Consider the following 19,882-nt stretch of genomic DNA (forward strand, 5'->3'; position numbering starts at 1 on the left):
GATGGGCGCCGGGGGCAGCACGGACCGGCACTGGGCCCTCGGGCGGCCGGTCACGGACGGATGCGTGCGCCCGGCCGGTCACGGGCCGCGCCGCGCACCGAGCCCGGCACCGACGGCATGGGGTCCTGGGACGGCCCGGCAGGGACCGATGTCCGTGCCCGGCCGGCACGGCCACCGATGGGCGCCGGGGGCAGCACGGACCGGCACTGGGCCCTCGGGCGGCCGGTCACGGACGGATGCGTGCGCCCGGCCGGTCACGGGCCGCGCCGCGCCGCGAGCCCGGCACCGACGGGATCGGGTCCTGGGACGGCCCGGCAGGGACCGATGTCCGTGCCCGGTCCGCCGCGACCCCCCGGTGGCTGGTCGGCGTCGGCTGTTCGTCAGCGGTCGGTGATCGGGGTGGACGGGGGCTGGGCCGTGCCCGGGTGTTCGCGGACGCCGTCCGTGCACTCGTAGCGGCGGAGCGGTCCCCCGTCCGGGCCGCCCAGGATGACCGAGCCGTCGCCCTCCGTCGCCGCCGAGTCGGACAGCGTGCACACCAGCTGTGCCACGGCGTAGGAGGTGAGACGCGACGGTGCCGTGCTCAGGCGGAGCGCGTCGTCGGGGTCCTGCGGGCCGGGCCCGCGCACGCCGAGACCGCCCGGTACCCGCGTCGTGTAGCCGGCGGAGCGCTCCGCGGCCGACGGGGACGCGGCCAGCTGGTCCAGCAGCCCCTGTGCGACCATCACCCGGCGCCGGGCGTCCGGGGTGCCGTCGGGCACCCGCACGGTCCGGTCGACGGCCACCAGGGACGCCCCGCACAGCAGGAAGACCTGCACCGGCACCCCGTGCGAGGACTGCGTGGACAGATCGGGCCCGGCCAGCGAGCACTGCACCCCGGACGGTGCCGCCCCGAAGTCGGTCGGCACCTCCGTGGCCCGGATGCCGCAGCCGGTGAGCAGCGCGCCCAGGAGGGGCAGCACCAGCAGGCGTCGTACGGTCATGACCCCTCCCTTCCCGTGTGGTCCGTGCCGGTCCCGGTGGCCTCGCTGCCCTCGCCGTCCTCGCCGTCCTCCTCGGTCAGCCGGGCGGGGTCCTGCGGCAGCCGCAGCGTGAACACGGCACCGCCGTCGGGGGAATTGGCCGCGGTGATCCCGCCGCCGTGGATGTGGGCGTTCTCCAGGGCGATGGACAGGCCCAGTCCGCTGCCCTCGGAGCGCGGCCGGGAGGCGCTCGCCTTGTAGAAGCGGTCGAAGACGTGCGGCAGGACGTCCTCCGGGATGCCGGGCCCGTGGTCGCGGACCTGGATCTCGACCGCGTCGTCCGCCTTCCGCACCGACACCCGCACCGGCGAGCCGCCGTGCTTGAGGGCGTTGCCGATCAGGTTGGCGAGGATGACGTCCAGGCGGCGCGGGTCGATGCGGGCGTGCAGGCCGCGCTCGGCGTCCAGTTCGACCGCGTCGAGCCAGGCACGGGCGTCGATGCAGGCGGTGATCTGGTCGGCGAGGTCGACGTCGTCCAGGACCAGCCGGGCGGTCCCCGCGTCGAAGCGGGTGACCTCCATCAGGTTCTCCACCAGGTCGTTCAGCCGCCGGGTCTCGCTGACCACCAGCCGGACGGCGGGTTCGACCATCGGGTCGATGCCCCCGGCCTCCGATTCCAGCTCCTCCTCCAGCACCTCCGTGACGGCGGTGATGGCGGTGAGCGGGGTCCGCAGTTCATGGCTCATGTCGGCGACGAATCGCCGGGACGCGTCGTCCCGCGCGGCCATCTCCGCGACCCGTTTCTCCAGCGCCTCGGCGGCCTTGTTGAACGTCCGGGCCAGGTCGGCGAGTTCGTCGGTGCCGGACACCTGCAGCCGCGTGTCCAGCCTGCCCTCACCGAGCCGCCCCGCGGCCACGCCGAGCCGGTGCACCGGCTTCAGCACGGTCGTCGCGGCGGCCTGCGCGAGCAGCGCGGCGCCGATCAGTGCGAGCCCGGTGGCGATGCCCAGCGACCAGGCCAGCGAGTTGAGGTCCTTGGCCTCGGGTTCCAGGGACTTCGCCATGTAGCCGGTGGTGCCGCCGCCGATGACGCGCGTACCGGCCACCAGATAGGGCGTGCCGTGGTCCACCACCCGCTGCCAGTACAGGTGGTACGGCTCCTTGTTGGTGTCGGTCACCGGCTGGCGCCTGGTCACGGCCGCGCGCAGCGAGGAGGGTACGTCCTCCAGCGCGAAGCCGTTGATGCCGCCCGAGGTGCCGTACACCTTCTTGCCGCCGGCGTCCGCGGCGACCAGGAGCACGCTGAAGCGCTGGCTGCTGGCCCCCATCTGCCCGGCCGCCCGCTGGAGCTGGTCCTGCGTCGGGTGTTCGGGCAGCGCGCCGGCGCGGTTCTGCATCTCCTGCCGGAAGTCGCGCAGCACCGCGTCCTGGGCGCGGGTGAGGACGGCCTCCCGGTTGAGCCAGTAGGCGATGCCCGACGCCGACACCGCGGCGGTGAGCGCGACCAGGCCGAACACCAGCACCAGCCGTAGCCTGAGGCTGGTGAACCGCAGCCGCGAGAGATTCCCCCTGCGCCCCGCGGCCCAGCCGCGCAGCCGCCCGTGCGTGTCGGTCACTGAGGCGCGTCCAGGCGGTAGCCGACACCGCGGACGGTGCGGATCAGCGTCGGGGACGACGGCACGTCCTCGACCTTGGCCCGCAGCCGCTGCACGCACGCGTCCACCAGGCGTGAGTCGCCCAGGTAGTCGTGCTCCCACACCAGCCGAAGCAGTTGCTGCCGGGACAGCGCCTGACCTGGCCGCCGGCTCAGTTCCAGCAGCAGCCGCAGTTCGGTCGGGGTCAGCTGGAGGTCCTCGCCGTTCTTCGTGACGGTCATGGCCGACCGGTCGATGACGAGGCTGCCGAACGTCGCCGAGTCGCTGGACTCGCGTTCCCCGCGGCGCAGCACGGCCCGGATCCGGGCATCCAGCACCCGCCCCTGCACCGGCTTGACGACATAGTCGTCGGCGCCGGACTCCAGCCCGACCACCACGTCGATGTCGTCGCTGCGCGCCGTCAGCAGGATGATGGGCAGCTGGTCGGTGCGCCGGATGCGCCGGCACACCTCGAACCCGTCGATGCCGGGCAGCATCACGTCCAGCACGATCAGGTCCGGGCGCTGCTCACGCAGCAGCTTCAGACCGTCCTCGCCGCTGGCAGCGGTGGCCACCCGGTGTCCCTGGCGGGTCAGGGACAGCTCCAGGGCCGTACGGATGGCGTCGTCGTCCTCGATCAGCAACAGGGAAGGCACGGGCTCATTCTGGCCCATGGACGGGGTGTCGTACGACCCGTCGGCATCCCTTCCTCGCTGCCGCCACCACCTGTGCGCACGCCGTCACCGTCATGGACGGGGCCCCTGTGACAGGTCTGTGACAGTCGGCGGACACGTCCATGAAGGTCCCCCGGCAGTCTTTTGGTCACGGGCAAGGCCGCCGGCCGCGAACCAGCCCGGTAGTACCGAGTCACCGGAAGTCCACCACGGGGAGCGCGAGATGAACACGCTGCACAGCATGAGCACCAGCGCAGTGGTCACGCGTCTGCACGACGTGCACCGGGGACCGGAGAAGGCCGGTGCCGGCACAGGCACCTCCCTGCTCGAGCGGAACCAGGAGCTCGGGGGAGGGCGGGGATGCGCCCGCGGCGGCACCGGGCGTCAGCACACCGCGTTCATGACGGTGGTTGACGCGCACACGGGGGAGAAGCACGGGGGAGCAGCGTACGGGGAGGACCCGGGGGAGCGTCGCTCGCCGACGGAGACGGCAGACGCCGAAGCGGCGTTCACCGCCTACGTCCAGGAGCGCCGCGCCTCCCTGTACGCCACCGCCTACCACCTGACCGGGGACCGCTTCGAGGCCGAGGACCTGCTCCAGAGCGCGCTGTTCTCGACGTACCGGGCGTGGGAGCGGATCAGTGACAAGGCGGCGGTCGGCGGGTACCTCCGCCGCACCATGACCAACCTGCACATCAGCGCCTGGCGGCGCCGCAAGCTCAACGAGTACCCGACCGAGGAACTGCCGGAGACGCCCGGCGAGACGGACGCGATGCGCGGCACCGAGCTGCGCGCGGTCCTCTGGCAGGCGCTGGCCCGGCTGCCCGAACTCCAGCGCACCATGCTGGTCCTGCGCTACTACGAGGGCCGCACCGACCCGGAGATCGCGGAGATACTCGGCATCAGTGTCGGCACGGTGAAGTCCAGCATCTGGCGGTCGTTGCGCCGGCTGCGCGAGGACGAGGTCCTCAGCTTCGGCCGTGACGAGGAGAGCGCCTTCGGCGAACTGGTCGCCTGAGCACAGGGGCGACGGGGGCGACGGGGGAGAACCGGGGACCACTGGGGGGTGGGCCCACGGGGTGACACGGGGGAGAAACAGGAGCGGGACCGGTGGGCCAGGGGGGTCCGACCGGTCCCGCTCCTTCCGTGCGTCAGGGGTGGGCGGGCGTCACGCCGCCGTCTGCTGCCGCGCCGGCCGGCCCGCCGCCGCCGTCAGCCGGCCGAGTGCCTCCTCCCGGTCACAGGGGTGCGCGCCCAGGGACACCTGACGGGAGACGATCGAGCGTTCCGCGCGCATCAGCCGCCAGCCGCGGCGCAGCAGGAACGGCACCGACTTGCGGCCCTCCCTGAGGTCGCGCAGGAAGCGGCGGCGGAAGGTGGTGATCGGGCCCCGGTCCAGGCACAGGGCGTCCGCGAGCACGCCCCGTTCCCGGCAGCGTTCGACGATCTCCGCGGCGAACACGCCCTCCGCGATGAACACCGGGGTGCCGCCGATGCGCAGGGTCTCCTCGCCGGTACGGGCGCTCAGCGCGAGGTCGTACACCGGTACCTGTGTCGACCCCGTGGCGCACAGCCGGACGATGGCCTCGACGGCGACGTCCGCGTCCCAGGACCCCGGGTGGTCCCAGTCGATGTCGGAACTCCCCGCCACCAGCGGCAGAGTCGGGTCGTCACCCTCCTTGTAGAAGTCGTCCAGGCGCAGGACGGGAAGCCCGGAGCGGGCGGCGACGAGTGACTTGCCCGAGCCCGAGGGGCCGCAGAGCAGCACGACACGGGCGGGGGCCGGAGGATGAATGCTCACGGAACACCAGTTTGACGCATGGGGAGCGCCCTGCCGACCCCGCGGGTCGGCTTTTGAGCGTGACACCCACCTCAACTACGCTGCGTGCCGACAGTCCTACCCTGCGCTCCAGAAGGTGGCACCAGTGATGGCCCGACGCACCTCCCACCAGCATTCCGCCGCGCGGCGCGCCCTGATCGCCGTGGCGGCCGCCGGAACGGTCCTGGGCGCGGGGGCGGCCACGGCGTCCGCCGGCTCGATCCCGGCCGGGGGCCTCACCGACCGCCCCGTGGATCTCGGCAACGTCGACCCGCAGGCGGCCACGAGCGCCGCGACCGGCGTCCTCGGCCACGTCACCGGCCCGGTGGCCGGCCTCAGGCCCAACCCGCTCGCGGGCACCGGCGTGGATCCGCTGGACAACGGCGTGGAGACCCAGCTCGCGGACTTCCGGCCCGTCACGTCCAGGTCTCTGACGGGCCCTGTGGCCCAGGCCCCGTCGATCGGCGGCCTGCCGGTGCTGGGCGGGGTGCTGGGCGTGCCGGGCCGCTGACGGCACCTTCGTGAGCGGCGTGGGGGGGGGGCGTCCGGCCCGCCGGGTCCGGTCCGCGGCCGGCCGGACAGGACGCCCGCGGTTCCCCGCAGCGTCCCGTCACCGTGGGTCGCCCCCCGTCACTCCGCGTACGTCAGTACGACGAACCGGACGCGCCCAGCGATCCCGTCGGGTGCCAGACGGTCTTGGTCTCCAGGAACGCCGCCAGCCGGTCGGTCCCCGGCGTCCGGGAGTAGTCCACAGGCTGTGGACGGAGAACCCGCTTGAGGTTGTCCGCCGCCGCGATCTCCAGCTCCTTCGCGAGTTCCCCGCCGGCGCCCGCCAGGTCGATCGCGTTGACGTCCTGGTGCGCGGCCAGCGGCGCGGCGATCTCCGCCGTACGGCCGGACAGGATGTTGACCACGCCGCCCGGGACGTCGGACGTGGCCAGCACCTCGGCCAGGGACAGCGCGGGCAGCGGGGCCTTCTCGGAGGCCACCACGACCGCCGTGTTGCCGGTGGCGATCACCGGCGCCAGCACCGACACCAGACCGAGGAACGACGACTCCTGCGGGGCCACGACGGCGACCACGCCCGTCGGCTCGGGGGAGGAGAGGTTGAAGTACGGGCCCGCGACCGGGTTGGCGCCACCGAGCACCTGGGCGATCTTGTCGGTCCAGCCCGCGTACCAGACCCAGCGGTCGATCGTGGCCTCCACCTGCTCGGCGGCCCCGGACTTCGACAGGCCCTCGGCGTCGGCGACCTCGCGGACGAACTGCCCCCTGCGGCCCTCCAGCATCTCCGCCACGCGGTACAGGACCTGGCCGCGGTTGTAGGCCGTCGCGCCGGACCAGCCGCCGAACGCCTTGCGCGCGGCCACGACCGCGTCACGGGCGTCCTTGCGGGAGGACTGCGGAGCGTTGGCCAGCCACTTGCCCTTCGAGTCCGTCACCTCGTACACCCGGCCGCTCTCGGAACGCGGGAACTTCCCGCCGACGTACAGCTTGTAGGTCTTGAAGACGCTCAGACGGTTGTGATCAGACATCGAGGTACGCCTCCAGGCCGTGACGGCCGCCCTCGCGGCCGAAGCCCGACTCCTTGTAGCCGCCGAACGGCGAGGCAGGGTCGAACTTGTTGAACGTGTTGGACCAGACGACACCGGCGCGCAGCTTGCCGGCGACGGCCAGGATCCGGGAGCCCTTCTCGGACCAGATGCCCGCCGACAGGCCGTACTGCGTGTTGTTCGCCTTGGCGACCGCCTCGTCGGGCGTGCGGAAGGTGAGGACCGACAGCACCGGGCCGAAGATCTCGTCGCGCGCGATGGTGTGCGCCTGGGTGACGTTCGTGAAGAGCGTCGGTGCGAACCAGTAACCCGCCGACGGCAGTTCGCAGGCCGGGGACCAGCGCTCGGCACCCTCCGCCTCGCCCTGCTCGGTCAGGGTGGTGATCCGGGCCAGCTGCTCCGCGGAGTTGATCGCGCCGATGTCGGTGTTCTTGTCCAGGGGGTCGCCGAGGCGGAGCGTGGACAGGCGGCGCTTGAGGGAGTCCAGCAGCTCGTCCTGGACCGACTCCTGGACGAGCAGGCGGGAGCCCGCGCAGCAGACCTGGCCCTGGTTGAAGAAGATGCCGTTCACGATGCCCTCGACCGCCTGGTCGAGCGGGGCGTCGTCGAAGACGATGTTGGCGCCCTTGCCGCCGAGTTCGAGCGTGAGCTTCTTCCGCGTGCCGGCGACGGTCCGCGCGATCTCCTTGCCGACCGCGGTCGAGCCGGTGAAGGCGACCTTGTTCACGTCCGGGTGCGCGACGAGCGCGGCGCCCGCGTCGCCGTAGCCAGGAAGGATGTTCACGACGCCCTTGGGCAGGCCCGCCTGGCGGCAGATGTCCGCGAAGAAGAGCGCGGAGAGCGGGGTGGTCTCCGCCGGCTTCAGGACGACCGTGTTGCCGGTCGCGAGCGCCGGGGCGATCTTCCACGCCAGCATCAGCAGCGGGAAGTTCCACGGGATGACCTGGCCGGCCACGCCCAGCGGCTTGGGGGCGGCGCCGAACCCGGCGTGCTCCAGCTTGTCCGCCCAGCCCGCGTAGTAGAAGAAGTGCGCGGCGACCAGCGGGAGGTCCGCGTCGCGGGTCTCCCTGATCGGCTTGCCGTTGTCCAGCGTCTCCAGGACGGCCAGCTCGCGGCTGCGCTCCTGGATGATGCGGGCGATGCGGAACAGGTACTTGGCTCGCTCGGAGCCGGGCAGTGCCGACCACTTCTCGAACGCCGTGCGGGCGGCCCGGACGGCACGGTCGACGTCCTCGGCACCGGCCTGGGCGACCTCGGACAGCACCTCCTCGGTGGCCGGCGAGATGCTCTTGAACACCCTGCCGTCGGCCGCCTCCACGAACTCGCCGTCGATGAACAGGCCGTAGGAGGGGGCGATGTCGACGACGGAGCGGGACTCGGGCGCCGGTGCGTACTCGAATGCGGAGGACCGCTTCTCGATGGTCATGGTGATCAGTCCACCGTTACGTAGTCGGGGCCGGAGTAACGGCCGGTGGCCAGCTTCTGCCGCTGCATCAGCAGGTCGTTCAGGAGGGAGGAGGCGCCGAAGCGGAACCAGTGGTTGTCCAGCCAGTCCTCGCCGGCCGTCTCCTTGACGAGGACGAGGAACTTGACGGCGTCCTTGGAGGTGCGGATGCCGCCGGCCGGCTTCACACCGACCTGGACGCCGGTCTGGGCGCGGAAGTCCCGTACGGCCTCCAGCATCAGCAGCGTGTTGGCGGGCGTGGCGTTGACCGCGACCTTGCCCGTGGAGGTCTTGATGAAGTCCGCACCCGCGAGCATGCCGAGCCAGGAGGCGCGGCGGATGTTGTCGTACGTGGACAGCTCACCGGTCTCGAAGATCACCTTCAGCCGGGCGTCCGTCCCGCAGGCCTGCTTCACGGCGACGATCTCGTCGTACACCTTCAGATACCGGCCCGCGAGGAACGCGCCCCGGTCGATGACCATGTCGATCTCGTCGGCGCCGGCGGCGACGGCGTCCCGCACGTCGGCCAGCTTCACGTCGAGGGCGGCGCGGCCGGCCGGGAAGGCGGTGGCCACCGAGGCGACCTTCACACCGGAACCGGCGACGGCCTCCTTGGCGACGGCCACCATGTCGGGATAGACGCAGACCGCGGCCGTGGTGGGGGCCGTCCGGTCCGTGGGGTCGGGATGGACCGCCTTGGCGCCGAGCGCCCGGACCTTGCCCGGGGTGTCCGCGCCTTCCAGCGTCGTCAGGTCGACCATCGAGATGGCGAGGTCGATGGCGTACGCCTTCGCGGTGGCCTTGATCGAACGGGTGCCGAGAGACGCGGCGCGTGCCTCCAGGCCGACCGCGTCCACGCCGGGCAGCCCGTGCAGGAAGCGGCGCAGCGTGCTGTCGGACGCGGTGACGTCAGCGATGGAGCTACCACCCACGCGTTCGGCAGTGGGCGACTGTGCGTTGGGTGCAGTACTGGGCATGGTCACCAGACGAGCATATCTACGCGCGTAGCGGCTGTACACCCCCGCTCCCGTCCGGGCTCCCCACCGCCGCTCGTCACCGTTGCGCAGATCACGGATGAGCGCCGGTTGCCGGGCGCGTGGCCGCGCCCCCGGCGGTGTCGGGCAGAATCGGGGCCATGACCACCCCCGACCACCCGTCCCCCGCGTCACAGCCGACGGCACCCGCCGTCAAGGACTGGGTCTACCGCTCCCCCCTGGGCCTCGTGGGCGGTGCGCTGCTGCTCGTGGTCGTGCTCTGGCTGGGCTTCGACGCGCTGTTCAAGGGCCACGGCCGGACCCCCTGGCTGGCGCTGGCCGCGATGATCCTGGTCCTGCCGCTGCTGATCGCCTTCACGCTCCGCCCGGCGGTCTTCGCCAACGAGGACCGGCTGCGCATCCGCAACCCCTTCCGCGTGATCACCCTGCCCTGGGGTGAGATCGCCGGCCTGCGCTCCGGCTTCACCAACGAGGTCGTCGCCAGGTCCGGCGCCAAGTACCAGCTGTGGGCCGTCCCCGTCTCCCTGCGGGCCCGCAAGAAGGCGGCCCGCCGGCAGCAGCGGGCGGCGGCCGACGCGGCGCGCGGCGTCACGCCCGGCGGCCGGGGCGGGGGACGCGCACCGGGCGGCTTCGGCTCCGGGGGTGGCGGGCTCGCACCGAGCGGCTTCGGGTTCGGCGGGTTCGGCCTGCGCGGCGGCGACACCGGGCCGGCCCGGGCGCAGAGCGACCAGGTCATGGACCAGCTGAACGAACTCCGGGACCGGCGTTGCGAGGCCGACGAGGCCCAGGGCGAGCCGACGGTCCGCTGGGCGTACGAGGTGGCCGCGCCTGCGGTGGCGGGGGCTGTGCTGCTGGCGATCCTGCTGGTGGTGGGCTGAGGTCCCACGGGACGGTAGGTCGGTGGGGCCGGGCGGCCGGACGGGTGATCCGGGGGCTCGGTCGGGCCGGACAGGCCTGAGCCGCCTTCCCTCGGGCAACCGCCGATGTGGACCGGCCGGCGAGGCCGGCCCCTGTGGGCGCCCGAGCCGGTGCCGGCGTTCGCCCGGACGGCGGCCGTGCTGCTCCTGGCCCGCCCCGCACGTCGCGGCGCCGTGCGTCCCTCCGCAGCCGTTGACGCAAACCGTGGGAACGGAACCGCGGGACGCCCGCCGGGCGCCCCCTCGGGGCACACCGGCGGGCGGTCCGGGCGTCAGATGCCGGCAGCCGCCGACAAATCCCGCCGGACGGCGTCCAGCAGCTCGGCGGCGCGGGCCCGGGCGGCCGGCAGGCCGGCGTGGTCCGCGACCGGTACGACGACCTCCAGGTAGCACTTCAGCTTCGGTTCCGTGCCGCTGGGACGGACGATGACACGGGCGCCGGTGAGGGTGTAGCGCAGGCCGTCGGTGGGCGGCAGCCGGTCCGTGCCCCGGCTGAGGTCCTCGGCCCGGGTGACCGGCAGACCGGCCAGTTCCGCCGGCGGCCGCTCGCGCAGGCGGCGCATCGCGTCGGCGATGAGGGACAGGTCCTGGACGCGGACCGACAGCTGGTCGGTGGCGTGCAGGCCGTGTTCGACGGCCAGGTCGTCCAGGAGGTCGAGCAGCGTGCGGCCCTCCTCCTTCAGCGCGGACGCCAGCTCGGTGATCAGCAGCGCGGCGGTGATGCCGTCCTTGTCGCGCACGCCCTCGGGGTCCACGCAGTAGCCGAGGGCCTCCTCGTAGCCGTAGCGCAGGCCGTCGACGCGGGCGATCCACTTGAAGCCGGTCAGCGTCTCCTCGTACGGCAGCCCCGCCTTCCCGGCGATCCGGCCGAGGAGGGAGGAGGAGACGATCGACTCGGCGAAGGTGCCCCGCGCGCCGCGCCGGACCAGGTGGGCGGCGAGCAGGGCGCCGACCTCGTCACCGCGCAGCATGCGCCAGTCGCCGCCGTCCTTCACGGCCACCGCGCAGCGGTCCGCGTCCGGGTCGTTGGCGATGACCAGGTCCGGGTCGGTGGCGCGGGCCCGGGCGAACGCCAGGTCCATCGCGCCCGGCTCCTCCGGGTTCGGGAACGCGACCGTCGGGAAGTCCGGGTCCGGGTCGGCCTGCTCGGCGACCAGCACCGGCTCGGGGAACCCGGCGCGCGCGAAGGCGGCCAGCAGGACGTCCCTGCCGACGCCGTGCATCGCCGTGTAGACCGTGCGGGCGGTGCGCGGGGAGCCGGTGCCCAGGACGGCGTCCGTACGGGCCAGATAGGCGTCCAGGACCGCGTCGTCCAGAGTCTGCCAGCCGGACTCCGGGCGCGGTACGTCGTGCAGGGAGGCGATCGCGTCGATCTCGGCGGCGATCTCCGCGTCGGCGGGCGGGACGATCTGGGAGCCGTCGCCGAGGTAGACCTTGTAGCCGTTGTCCCGGGGCGGGTTGTGGCTGGCGGTGACCTCCACGCCCGCGACCGCGCCGAGGTGCCGTACGGCGAACGCCAGCACGGGAGTGGGGAGGGGACGCGGGAGCACGGCCGCGCGCAGGCCGGCGCCGGTCATCACGGCGGCGGTGTCGCGGGCGAAGTCGGCGGACTTGTGGCGGGCGTCGTAGCCGATGACGACGAGCCCGGCGCCGTCGTCCCCGTGCGGGGTCCCGTTCTTCTTCAGGTACGCGGCGAGGCCCGCGGCGGCGCGGATGACGACGCCGCGGTTCATGCGCATCGGGCCGGCGCCCAGTTCACCGCGCAGGCCGGCGGTGCCGAACTGGAGGGTGCCGCTGAAGCGGGCCGCCAGTTCGTCCGTGTCGCCGGCGTCGATCAGCCGGGCGAGTTCCTCACGGGTCTCCGCGTCGGGGTCCTCGGCCAGCCATGCCTTGGCCCGGGCGATGAGATCGTCGTGCACCTTGGAATCAACCTCTCCTGTGATTTGCCTGGTCCGGCCGGGGGCACCGCCCCCGGACCCCCGTCTTCGCCCGTCCACCCGGCCGGCTGGGCCGGCCGGCAGCGACCGGGCACCGTCGCCCGCCGTCACGTCACAGCCGGCACCGTCAGCCCCCGGGCGGCACCGGCCACGGCATCCCGCCCGCATGCGGCGTGGCACCCCGCGCGCGGCGCACGACGCCACGCGCGGGGGCTCGCGCAGGCCCGTGGCGGGCTCAGATGCGGCCCAGCACCTGGCCCAGCAGCTGGCCCATCCGGGCGGCGGAGTCGCGGCCGGCCTGGAGGACCTCCTCGTGGTTGAGGGGCTCGCCCGTCATACCCGCGGCGAGGTTGGTGACCAGGGAGATGCCCAGGACCTCGGCGCCGGCCTCGCGGGCGGCGATGGCCTCGAGGACCGTGGACATGCCGACCAGGTCCGCGCCGATGACGCGGGCCATGCGGATCTCGGCCGGGGTCTCGTAGTGCGGGCCGGGGAACTGGGCGTAGACGCCCTCCTCCAGCGTGGGGTCGATCTCCTTGCACAGGGCGCGCAGGCGGGGCGAGTACAGGTCCGTCAGGTCGACGAAGTTCGCGCCGACGATCGGGGAGGTCGCCGTCAGGTTGATGTGGTCGCTGATCAGCACGGGCTGGCCGGGGCGCATGCCCTCGCGCAGGCCACCGCAGCCGTTGGTGAGCACGATGGTCTTGCAGCCGGCGGCGACGGCGGTGCGCACCCCGTGGGCGACGGCGGCGACGCCACGGCCCTCGTAATAGTGGGTGCGGCCCAGGAAGACCAGGGCCCGCTTGTCACCGAAGGCGTACGAGCGGACCTTGCCGCCGTGCCCCTCGACGGCCGGCGGCGGGAAGCCGGGCAGCTCGGTGACCTGGAACTCGGCGTCGGGTGCGCCCAGGGCGTCGACGGCCGGAGCCCAGCCGGAGCCCATCACGAGGGCGACGTCGTGGGTCTCGGCACCGGTCAGCGTGCGCAGGCGCGCGGCGGCGGCGTCGGCGGCGGCGTAGGGGTCGCCCTGGATGTCGTCCGGAAGGAGAGATGCGTTCACGCCGTTGAGGGTAACCGGTCTTCGCCTACGCGCGTAGATGACAGACCCCACGGGAATCGGTTCGTTGTCTTGTCGTTTTCCACGAACGAACGGAGGAAGCGGTGCAAGGCGGCGGAAAACGGTGCGGAACGGCAGGACTGCCCACCCCGGGGCGGCCGGCTCAGCAGGGGCGCTTGCGGAGTTCCATCACATAGTCGTGCGGGGCCCCCGCCGATTCGGCCGCGTCGGCGATCTCGCCCAGGTAGCGGGCGGAGGGCAGGCCGCCCTCGTAGCCGTTCAGGACGTACGCCCACGACGGCTCCTCGCCGTCCAGGGTGTGCGCCCGCACGCGTACCCGCCGGTAGATACCGAGGCCGACGCCCTCCCACCGGTCGAGCGACTCCTCGTCCATGGGCGCGAGGTCGTACAGGCCGACGAAGACCTGAGCCAGCGGGTCCTCGACGATCGTGGCCAGCGCGCCCTCCCAGCCCAGCTGCTCGCCGCCGAAGGTCAGCCGCCAGCCGTTCAGCCAGCCGGTGGCGCGCAGCGGGGAGTGCGGGGCGCGGCGGGACATCAGCCGCGCGTCGAGGTTGCCGGCGTACGCGGCATAGAGCGCCATGGACAGAGGGTACGGCAGCCGCACCGCGCGCCTCCCGCGCCCCGGGAGTGCGCGTGGCGCCCCCGCGCAGTGGCACCTCGGAGCGTGCGGGACAATGGGGTACGTGACTCGGATCGTGATCATCGGTGGCGGACCCGGCGGATACGAGGCGGCCCTGGTGGCCGCCCAGCTCGGCGCGGAGGTGACCGTCGTCGACTGCGACGGTCTGGGCGGAGCGTCGGTGCTGACCGACTGCGTGCCGTCGAAGACCCTAATCGCAACGGCCGAGGTGATGACCACCTTCGACTCCTCCTACGAGGAGCTGGGCATCATCGTCGCCGACGACACCCCGCCCCTGGAGCAGGCGGCCCGGGTGGTCGGCGTGGACCTGGGCAAGGTCAACCGCCGGGTCAAACGCCTCGCCCTCGCCCAGTCCCACGACATCACCGCCTCCGTCACCCGCGCCGGCGCCCGCGTCATGCGCGGCCGCGGCCGGCTGGACGGCATGCAGGCCCTCGACGGGTCCCGCAAGGTCGTCGTCAGCACCGCCGACGGCAGTGAGGAGACCCTCGACGCCGACGCCGTCCTCATCGCCACCGGCGGCCACCCGCGCGAGCTGCCCGACGCCCAGCCCGACGGCGAGCGCATCCTGAACTGGACCCAGGTCTACGACCTCACCGAGCTGCCGGAAGAGCTGATCGTGGTCGGCTCCGGTGTGACCGGTGCCGAGTTCGCGGGCGCCTACCAGGCCCTCGGGTCCAGGGTGACCCTGGTGTCCTCGCGCGACCGGGTGCTGCCCGGCGAGGACCCGGACGCCGCCGCCGTCCTCGAGGACGTCTTCCGGCGCCGCGGCATGAACGTCATGGCCCGCTCCCGCGCGCAGTCCGCCAAGCGCGTCGGCGACCAGGTCGAGGTGACGCTGGCCGACGGCCGGGTCATCACCGGCTCCCACTGCCTGATGGCCGTCGGTGCCATCCCGAACAGCGCGGGGCTGGGCCTGGAGGAGGCCGGCGTCAGGCTGCGCGAGTCGGGGCACATCTGGACCGACAAGGTGTCCAGGACGACCGCTCCCGGCGTCTACGCGGCCGGTGACGTGACGGGTGTGTTCGCCCTCGCGTCCGTCGCCGCCATGCAGGGACGCATCGCCATGTACCACTTCCTCGGCGACGCGGTCACCCCGCTGAACCTCAAGACGGTGTCCTCCAACGTCTTCACCGACCCCGAGATCGCCACCGTCGGCTACACGCAGGCGGACGTCGACGCGGGCAAGATCGACGCCCGGGTCGTGAAGCTGCCTCTCCTGCGCAACCCGCGCGCGAAGATGCAGGGCATCCGGGACGGCTTCGTGAAGATCTTCTGCCGGCCGGGCACGGGCATCGTCGTCGGCGGTGTGGTCGTGGCGCCGCGCGCCTCGGAACTCATCCACCCCATCTCGATCGCCGTGGACAACAATCTGACCGTCGAACAGATCGCGAAGGCCTTCACGGTGTACCCCTCCCTTTCGGGGTCGATCGCGGAGGTCGCCCGGCAGCTGCACACGCGCAAGGCGAGTGCCGAGGCCTGACCGGCCGGATCCGGCGTCCCGCCGGTCACGAAGAGTCGCGGCGTGTGCGTACGGCATAGTCGGGACGGATAGGCCCTATATCACTTCCGCCCCTACCGTGCGAACAACTTCTGTTATTCGGCGCATACTGCTGAAACCAGACGGTCGCTGGGGTTACTGTCAGTTTCGTGTTCGCTGCTGAACGTCGCCAATTGATCCTCGAAATGGTGCGAGCGAACGGTGCGGTGTCGCTCCGTGAACTCGCCCGCGTCGTCCAGACCTCCGAAGTGACCGTACGGCGGGACGTGCGCGCACTGGAGGCAGAAGGACTCCTCGACCGCCGGCACGGCGGTGCGGTACTGCCGGGCGGGTTCACGCGGGAGTCCGGCTTTCCGCAGAAATCCCATCTCGCGACCGCCGAGAAGACGGCCATCGCCGACCTCGCCGCGGGCCTCGTCGAAGAGGGCGAGGCCATCGTGGTCGGCGCGGGTACCACCACGCAGGAGCTGGCCCGCCGGCTCGCGCGGGTGCCCGGACTGACCGTCGTCACCAACTCCCTGCTGGTGGCCCAGGCCCTCGCCCACGCCAACCGGGTGGAGGTCGTGATGACCGGCGGCACCCTGCGCGGCTCCAACTACGCGCTCGTCGGCTCCGGCGCCGAGCAGTCCCTCCAGGGGCTGCGCGTGTCCAGGGCCTTCCTGTCCGGGAGCGGGCTCACCGCCGAGCGCGGGCTGTCCACGTCCAACATGCTCTCGGCCTCCGTCGACCGGGCACTCGTGCAGGCCGCCGCGGAGGTCGTGGTCCTCGCCGACCACACCAAGCTCGGTACGGACACCATGTTCCAGACCGTGCCGACGCACCTCGTCACCCGCCTGGTCACCGACGAGCCGCCGCCGCACGACGACCGCGCCGCCACGGAGTTGCAGGCGCTCGCCGACCAGGGGGTGCAGATCGCCGTGACGGGGGCGAACGGGAACCCGGGGGGTGAACAAGGGCCCGCGGCTCGGCGCGCTCCCCTGCCGGGGCCCAGAAGGGGACACGTGCCGCTCCGCTCCGCGGGGCTGGGGGAGCAGTCGGCCGGGTCCGACCGGGGCCGCGTGGCCGACCTGCGCCGCCGCTGACCGCCGGACCCCTCCCGGGCGCCTCGCCCGCGGCTCTCCGGCGCCCCGCAGTGCCGGCCGGTGCCGGCGGGTACGGACGTGCGGCGGGTGCTCGCGTCGTGCGGTCGCGCGACCGCCGCCCGGCCGGCCCCTGCGTGCCGCCCGGCACGTGCCTGCCCGTCGGCACGTGCCTGTCGTCGGCACGTGCCTGTCGGCGGTCGTCGCCTTCGGAGCAGCCGTGTGGGTGCGCGGTCGTATGTGGCGCGGGGGGCGGACGGGAATGCCCGGTGCACCGTCGTCACGGTCCACCGGGCGTCTCGCAGGCCCTACGGCTCAGTCCTTGATCTCACAGATCGCCGCGCCCGACGTGACGGACGCGCCGACCTCGGCGCTCAGCCCCTTGACGGTGCCCGCCTTGTGGGCGTTGAGGGGCTGCTCCATCTTCATGGCTTCCAGGACGACGACCAGGTCGCCTTCCTGCACCTGCTGGCCCTCCTCGACCGCGATCTTGACGATCGTGCCCTGCATGGGCGAGGCGAGGGTGTCACCGGAGGCGACGGGCCCGGACTTCTTCGCCGCCCGCCGCTTGGGCTTCGCGCCGGCCGCCAGGCCCGTACGGGCCAGACTCATGCCGAGCGAGGACGGCAGGGACACCTCCAGGCGCTTGCCGCCGACCTCGACGACGACCGTCTCCCGGCCCAGCTCCTCCTCCGCCTCGGCGTCGGCGGGTGCGGTGAAGGGCTTGATGTCGTTGACGAACTCCGTCTCGATCCACCGGGTGTGGACCGTGAAGGGGTCCGTCGAGCCGGTGAGTTCGGGGGCGAAGGCGGGGTCGGTGACCACCTTGCGGTGGAAGGGGATCGCGGTGGCCATGCCCTCGACCTGGAACTCCTCCAGGGCACGGGCGGCCCGCTGGAGGGCCTCCGCGCGGGTGCGGCCGGTCACGATCAGCTTGGCGAGCAGGGAGTCCCAGGCCGGGCCGATGACGCTGCCGGACTCCACGCCCGCATCCAGCCGGACACCGGGACCGGACGGCGGCGCGAACGAGGTGACCGTGCCGGGGGCGGGCAGGAAGTTGCGGCCGGGGTCCTCGCCGTTGATGCGGAACTCGAAGGAGTGTCCGCGCAGGACCGGGTCGTCGTAGCCGAGTTCCTCGCCGTCGGCGATGCGGAACATCTCGCGCACCAGGTCGATGCCGGCGACCTCCTCGGTCACCGGGTGTTCGACCTGGAGGCGGGTGTTGACCTCCAGGAAGGAGATGGTGCCGTCCTGGCCGACGAGGAACTCACAGGTGCCGGCGCCCTCGTAGCGGGCCTCGCGCAGGATCGCCTTCGACGCCCGGTACAGCTCCGCGACCTGCGCCTCGGACAGGAACGGCGCGGGGGCCTCCTCGACCAGCTTCTGGTGGCGGCGCTGGAGGGAGCAGTCACGCGTGGACACGACGACGACGTTGCCGTGCTTGTCGGCCAGGCACTGGGTCTCCACGTGGCGGGGCCGGTCGAGGTAGCGCTCGACGAAGCACTCGCCGCGGCCGAAGGCGGCGACCGCCTCGCGGACGGCCGACTCGTACAGCTCCGGCACCTCCTCCAGCGTCCGGGCGACCTTCAGACCACGGCCACCGCCGCCGAACGCGGCCTTGATGGCGATGGGCAGGCCGTTCTCCCGGGCGAAGTCGACGACCTCGTCGGCACCGCTCACGGGGTCGGGGGTGCCCGCCACCAGGGGGGCACCGGCGCGCTGGGCGATGTGGCGGGCGGCCACCTTGTCGCCGAGGTCGCGGATGGCCTGCGGGGGCGGGCCGATCCAGATCAGACCGGCGTCGAGCACGGCCTGGGCGAACTCGGCGTTCTCCGAGAGGAAGCCGTATCCGGGATGGACGGCGTCCGCACCGGACTCCCGGGCGGCCCCCAGGACCTTGTCGATGTCCAGATAGCTGGTGGCCGGGGTGTCACCGCCCAGGGCGAACGCCTCATCCGCGGCGCGGACATGCAGAGCGTCCCGGTCCGGGTCGGCGTAGACGGCCACGCTCGCGATCCCGGCGTCCCGGCAGGCCCGGGCCACGCGGACAGCGATTTCGCCACGGTTGGCGATGAGCACCTTGCGCACGATTGAGGCTCCCTCCTTGAAACAAGCCGAGTTTAGGGACTGCCGACACGGCACTTCGACCCGTCCCCACTGGTGAGCTTGCCCACACGGAGCGTGATGCGAGGCTCGCCCTACCCGCGAAAGCCCTTGTCGCACCGCCGTACGCAGGACTCCTGCGGGAAACCCTAGCCCCGCCGTGTGGTCAAGGTCTCTGTGAGAGCGTGCTGCGGCCCACTCCGATTCTTTGTCGAGTCCCTACGAATGGCCCAATGATTCTTTGCTGCCGCCCGAACCCTTGTCCCCGGGTTTACCCGTTAGTAGCGTTCGCGCTGTCCCGAACGTACCTGAGGTAACAGGCTGCTGGTGTGAGAGTGGGTGGGTGCCGGTGGTGCGCAGACCGGTGGCGTGGTTCGTGGCGGTCGTCCTGCTGGCGGAGGCGGTCCTCGTCGCGGCGCTCAACTGGCTCCTGGGAACGGTCGTCGACCGGCAGAACATGTCCCTGGCCGGGCTCGACCCGTCCGTGATGGCGACGTCCTCGAAGGTCGGCGGCATCGTCTTCGGCGCCTACTTCGTGCTGTGCGCGCTGGTGGCCGTGCTCGTGGCGGTCCGCGACCGCGCCCCGGCCGGTTTCGGCCGGGTCCTGCTGATCAGCGCGGCCGTGGTGCACGGCCTGCTCGGCGCGTTCGCCTGGGGGCTGGTCGGCTGGACGGCGTTCCTGTTCATGGTCGTCGTCCTCGGGCTGATCGTGCTGCTCCTGATGACGTACGACCGTGCGGGCGGGCCGGAGAGCGCCGCCCAGGACCCGGCGCCCGGGGCGGGCGGCGGGCCGGCCGCACGGGCGGAGCCGGGCGCCTCGCCCGCCGGCGCGGGCGCGCCGGCGGGCGGTACGGACGAGCCGCGGGACGGGGACGACGAGCCGCAGGACCGCGTCCCCGCCCAGGTCACTCGCCCGGCGCCCACAACTCCGTGATGCCCACGCCCAGACGGGCGAGGAGCTTGCGGACCAGGGGCAGGCTGATGCCGATCACGTTGCCGTGGTCGCCCTCGATGCCCTCGATGAACGGCGCCGAACGGCCGTCCAGGGTGAACGCCCCGGCGACGTGGAGGGGCTCGCCGGAGGCCACGTACGCGGCGATCTCCTCGTCGCTCGGATCGCCGAAGCGGACGACGGTGGAGGCGGTCGCCGACACGTACCGCCCGGCCTCGGTGTCCCACACGCAGTGGCCGGTCTGGAGGACGCCGGCCCGCCCGCGCATCGCCTTCCAGCGGGCAGCGGCCTCCTCGGCGTCGGCGGGCTTGCCGAGCGCCCTGCCGTCCAGCTCCAGCACCGAGTCGCAGCCGATCACCAGGGCGCCCCGCACCTCCGGCTTCGCCGCGACGACCGAGGCCTTCGCCTCGGCCAGGGCGAGCGCCAGCTCCGCCGGGGTGGGGGCGGTGACGGCGTCCTCGTCGACGCCGCTCACGATCACCTCGGGGGCGAGGCCGGCCTGCCGGAGCAGGTCGAGCCGGGCGGGGGACTGGGAGGCGAGCACGAGTCGCCTGCGGTGCGTGTCAGTCATGCCGCCAGGTTAGTCAGCGCCGG

18 protein-coding genes are annotated in these 19,882 nt (G+C 72.9%); 6 read left to right on the forward strand and 12 right to left on the reverse strand.

Annotated features, from left to right (window positions below):
- Positions 1–380 precede the first annotated feature (380 nt).
- The 3 genes from ACF1BE_RS10500 to afsQ1 are packed head-to-tail and all read right to left on the reverse strand — an operon-like array spanning position 381 to position 3,252.
- Positions 381–983, reverse strand: coding sequence for a hypothetical protein (locus tag ACF1BE_RS10500; protein WP_392198600.1), 603 nt, complete (start codon positions 981–983; stop codon positions 381–383).
- The gene (locus tag ACF1BE_RS10505) at positions 980–2,578 is read right to left on the reverse strand and encodes an ATP-binding protein (protein WP_392198601.1); all 1,599 of its coding nucleotides are present in this window, start codon (positions 2,576–2,578) and stop codon (positions 980–982) included. The genes ACF1BE_RS10500 and ACF1BE_RS10505 overlap by 4 nt, the downstream gene beginning before the upstream one ends.
- Positions 2,575–3,252 (reverse strand): two-component system response regulator AfsQ1, encoded by a 678-nt coding sequence (afsQ1, locus tag ACF1BE_RS10510; RefSeq protein WP_031024517.1) that lies wholly within the window; start codon positions 3,250–3,252, stop codon positions 2,575–2,577. Before afsQ1 ends, ACF1BE_RS10505 begins: the two co-directional genes overlap by 4 nt.
- Positions 3,253–3,493: 241 nt before the next feature.
- On the opposite strand from afsQ1, the gene ACF1BE_RS10515 reads away from it, so the two are divergent.
- Complete coding sequence (locus ACF1BE_RS10515; RefSeq protein WP_392198602.1) at positions 3,494–4,288, forward strand: SigE family RNA polymerase sigma factor; 795 nt, start codon at positions 3,494–3,496, stop codon at positions 4,286–4,288.
- A gap of 150 nt (positions 4,289–4,438) precedes the next feature.
- Here ACF1BE_RS10515 and ACF1BE_RS10520 read toward each other — a convergent pair whose 3' ends face one another.
- A complete protein-coding gene (locus ACF1BE_RS10520; RefSeq protein ID WP_392198866.1) occupies positions 4,439–5,038 on the reverse strand; it encodes a uridine kinase in 600 nt (199 codons plus the stop codon).
- A 160-nt stretch (positions 5,039–5,198) separates the two neighbouring features.
- Between ACF1BE_RS10520 and ACF1BE_RS10525 the strand changes: the two genes are divergently transcribed.
- Positions 5,199–5,600, forward strand: a complete 402-nt coding sequence (locus ACF1BE_RS10525) for a hypothetical protein (RefSeq protein WP_392198603.1) — start codon at positions 5,199–5,201, stop codon at positions 5,598–5,600.
- Between the two features lie 133 nt (positions 5,601–5,733).
- Here ACF1BE_RS10525 and ACF1BE_RS10530 read toward each other — a convergent pair whose 3' ends face one another.
- From ACF1BE_RS10530 to deoC, 3 genes are read right to left on the reverse strand one after another with little or no spacing between them, the layout of a single operon-like run.
- Positions 5,734–6,624: an aldehyde dehydrogenase family protein gene (locus tag ACF1BE_RS10530; protein WP_392198604.1), complete on the reverse strand. Its 891-nt coding sequence runs from the start codon at positions 6,622–6,624 to the stop codon at positions 5,734–5,736.
- A complete protein-coding gene (locus tag ACF1BE_RS10535) occupies positions 6,617–8,068 on the reverse strand; it encodes an aldehyde dehydrogenase family protein (protein WP_392198605.1) in 1,452 nt (483 codons plus the stop codon). The genes ACF1BE_RS10530 and ACF1BE_RS10535 overlap by 8 nt, the downstream gene beginning before the upstream one ends.
- Positions 8,069–8,073: 5 nt before the next feature.
- On the reverse strand, positions 8,074–9,063 hold the full coding sequence (gene deoC, locus ACF1BE_RS10540) for a deoxyribose-phosphate aldolase (RefSeq protein ID WP_392198606.1): 990 nt from the start codon (positions 9,061–9,063) through the stop codon (positions 8,074–8,076).
- A gap of 158 nt (positions 9,064–9,221) precedes the next feature.
- Here deoC and ACF1BE_RS10545 point away from each other — a divergent pair, with 158 nt between their 5' ends.
- Positions 9,222–9,959 carry a PH domain-containing protein gene (locus ACF1BE_RS10545; protein WP_392198607.1) on the forward strand — a complete coding sequence of 246 codons (738 nt, stop codon included), beginning with the start codon at positions 9,222–9,224 and terminating at the stop codon, positions 9,957–9,959.
- Between the two features lie 311 nt (positions 9,960–10,270).
- Here the strand turns inward: ACF1BE_RS10545 and ACF1BE_RS10550 are convergent, their stop codons facing one another.
- The 3 genes from ACF1BE_RS10550 to ACF1BE_RS10560 form a co-directional block, all read right to left on the reverse strand.
- Positions 10,271–11,917, reverse strand: coding sequence for a phospho-sugar mutase (locus ACF1BE_RS10550; RefSeq protein ID WP_392198608.1), 1,647 nt, complete (start codon positions 11,915–11,917; stop codon positions 10,271–10,273).
- Positions 11,918–12,170: 253 nt separating this feature from the next.
- On the reverse strand, positions 12,171–12,995 hold the full coding sequence (locus tag ACF1BE_RS10555) for a purine-nucleoside phosphorylase (RefSeq protein WP_392198609.1): 825 nt from the start codon (positions 12,993–12,995) through the stop codon (positions 12,171–12,173).
- Positions 12,996–13,155: 160 nt separating this feature from the next.
- A complete protein-coding gene (locus ACF1BE_RS10560; protein ID WP_392198610.1) occupies positions 13,156–13,593 on the reverse strand; it encodes a gamma-glutamylcyclotransferase in 438 nt (145 codons plus the stop codon).
- A 94-nt stretch (positions 13,594–13,687) separates the two neighbouring features.
- Between ACF1BE_RS10560 and ACF1BE_RS10565 the strand changes: the two genes are divergently transcribed.
- On the forward strand, positions 13,688–15,136 hold the full coding sequence (locus ACF1BE_RS10565; RefSeq protein ID WP_392198611.1) for an NAD(P)H-quinone dehydrogenase: 1,449 nt from the start codon (positions 13,688–13,690) through the stop codon (positions 15,134–15,136).
- Positions 15,137–15,303: 167 nt separating this feature from the next.
- Positions 15,304–16,236 carry a DeoR/GlpR family DNA-binding transcription regulator gene (locus ACF1BE_RS10570; protein WP_392198612.1) on the forward strand — a complete coding sequence of 311 codons (933 nt, stop codon included), beginning with the start codon at positions 15,304–15,306 and terminating at the stop codon, positions 16,234–16,236.
- A 312-nt stretch (positions 16,237–16,548) separates the two neighbouring features.
- On the opposite strand, the gene ACF1BE_RS10575 is transcribed toward ACF1BE_RS10570, so the two are convergent.
- On the reverse strand, positions 16,549–18,321 hold the full coding sequence (locus ACF1BE_RS10575) for an acetyl/propionyl/methylcrotonyl-CoA carboxylase subunit alpha (RefSeq protein ID WP_392198613.1): 1,773 nt from the start codon (positions 18,319–18,321) through the stop codon (positions 16,549–16,551).
- A 364-nt stretch (positions 18,322–18,685) separates the two neighbouring features.
- Here ACF1BE_RS10575 and ACF1BE_RS10580 point away from each other — a divergent pair, with 364 nt between their 5' ends.
- Positions 18,686–19,270: a hypothetical protein gene (locus ACF1BE_RS10580; RefSeq protein ID WP_392198614.1), complete on the forward strand. Its 585-nt coding sequence runs from the start codon at positions 18,686–18,688 to the stop codon at positions 19,268–19,270.
- Here ACF1BE_RS10580 and ACF1BE_RS10585 read toward each other — a convergent pair.
- Entirely contained in the window at positions 19,242–19,859 is a 618-nt protein-coding gene (locus ACF1BE_RS10585) for a Maf family protein (RefSeq protein WP_392198615.1), read from the reverse strand. The genes ACF1BE_RS10580 and ACF1BE_RS10585 overlap by 29 nt on opposite strands.
- Positions 19,860–19,882: the final 23 nt, after the last annotated feature.

It is taken from the genome of Streptomyces sp. NPDC014991 (assembly GCF_043080665.1).
GTDB lineage: Bacteria > Actinomycetota > Actinomycetes > Streptomycetales > Streptomycetaceae > Streptomyces.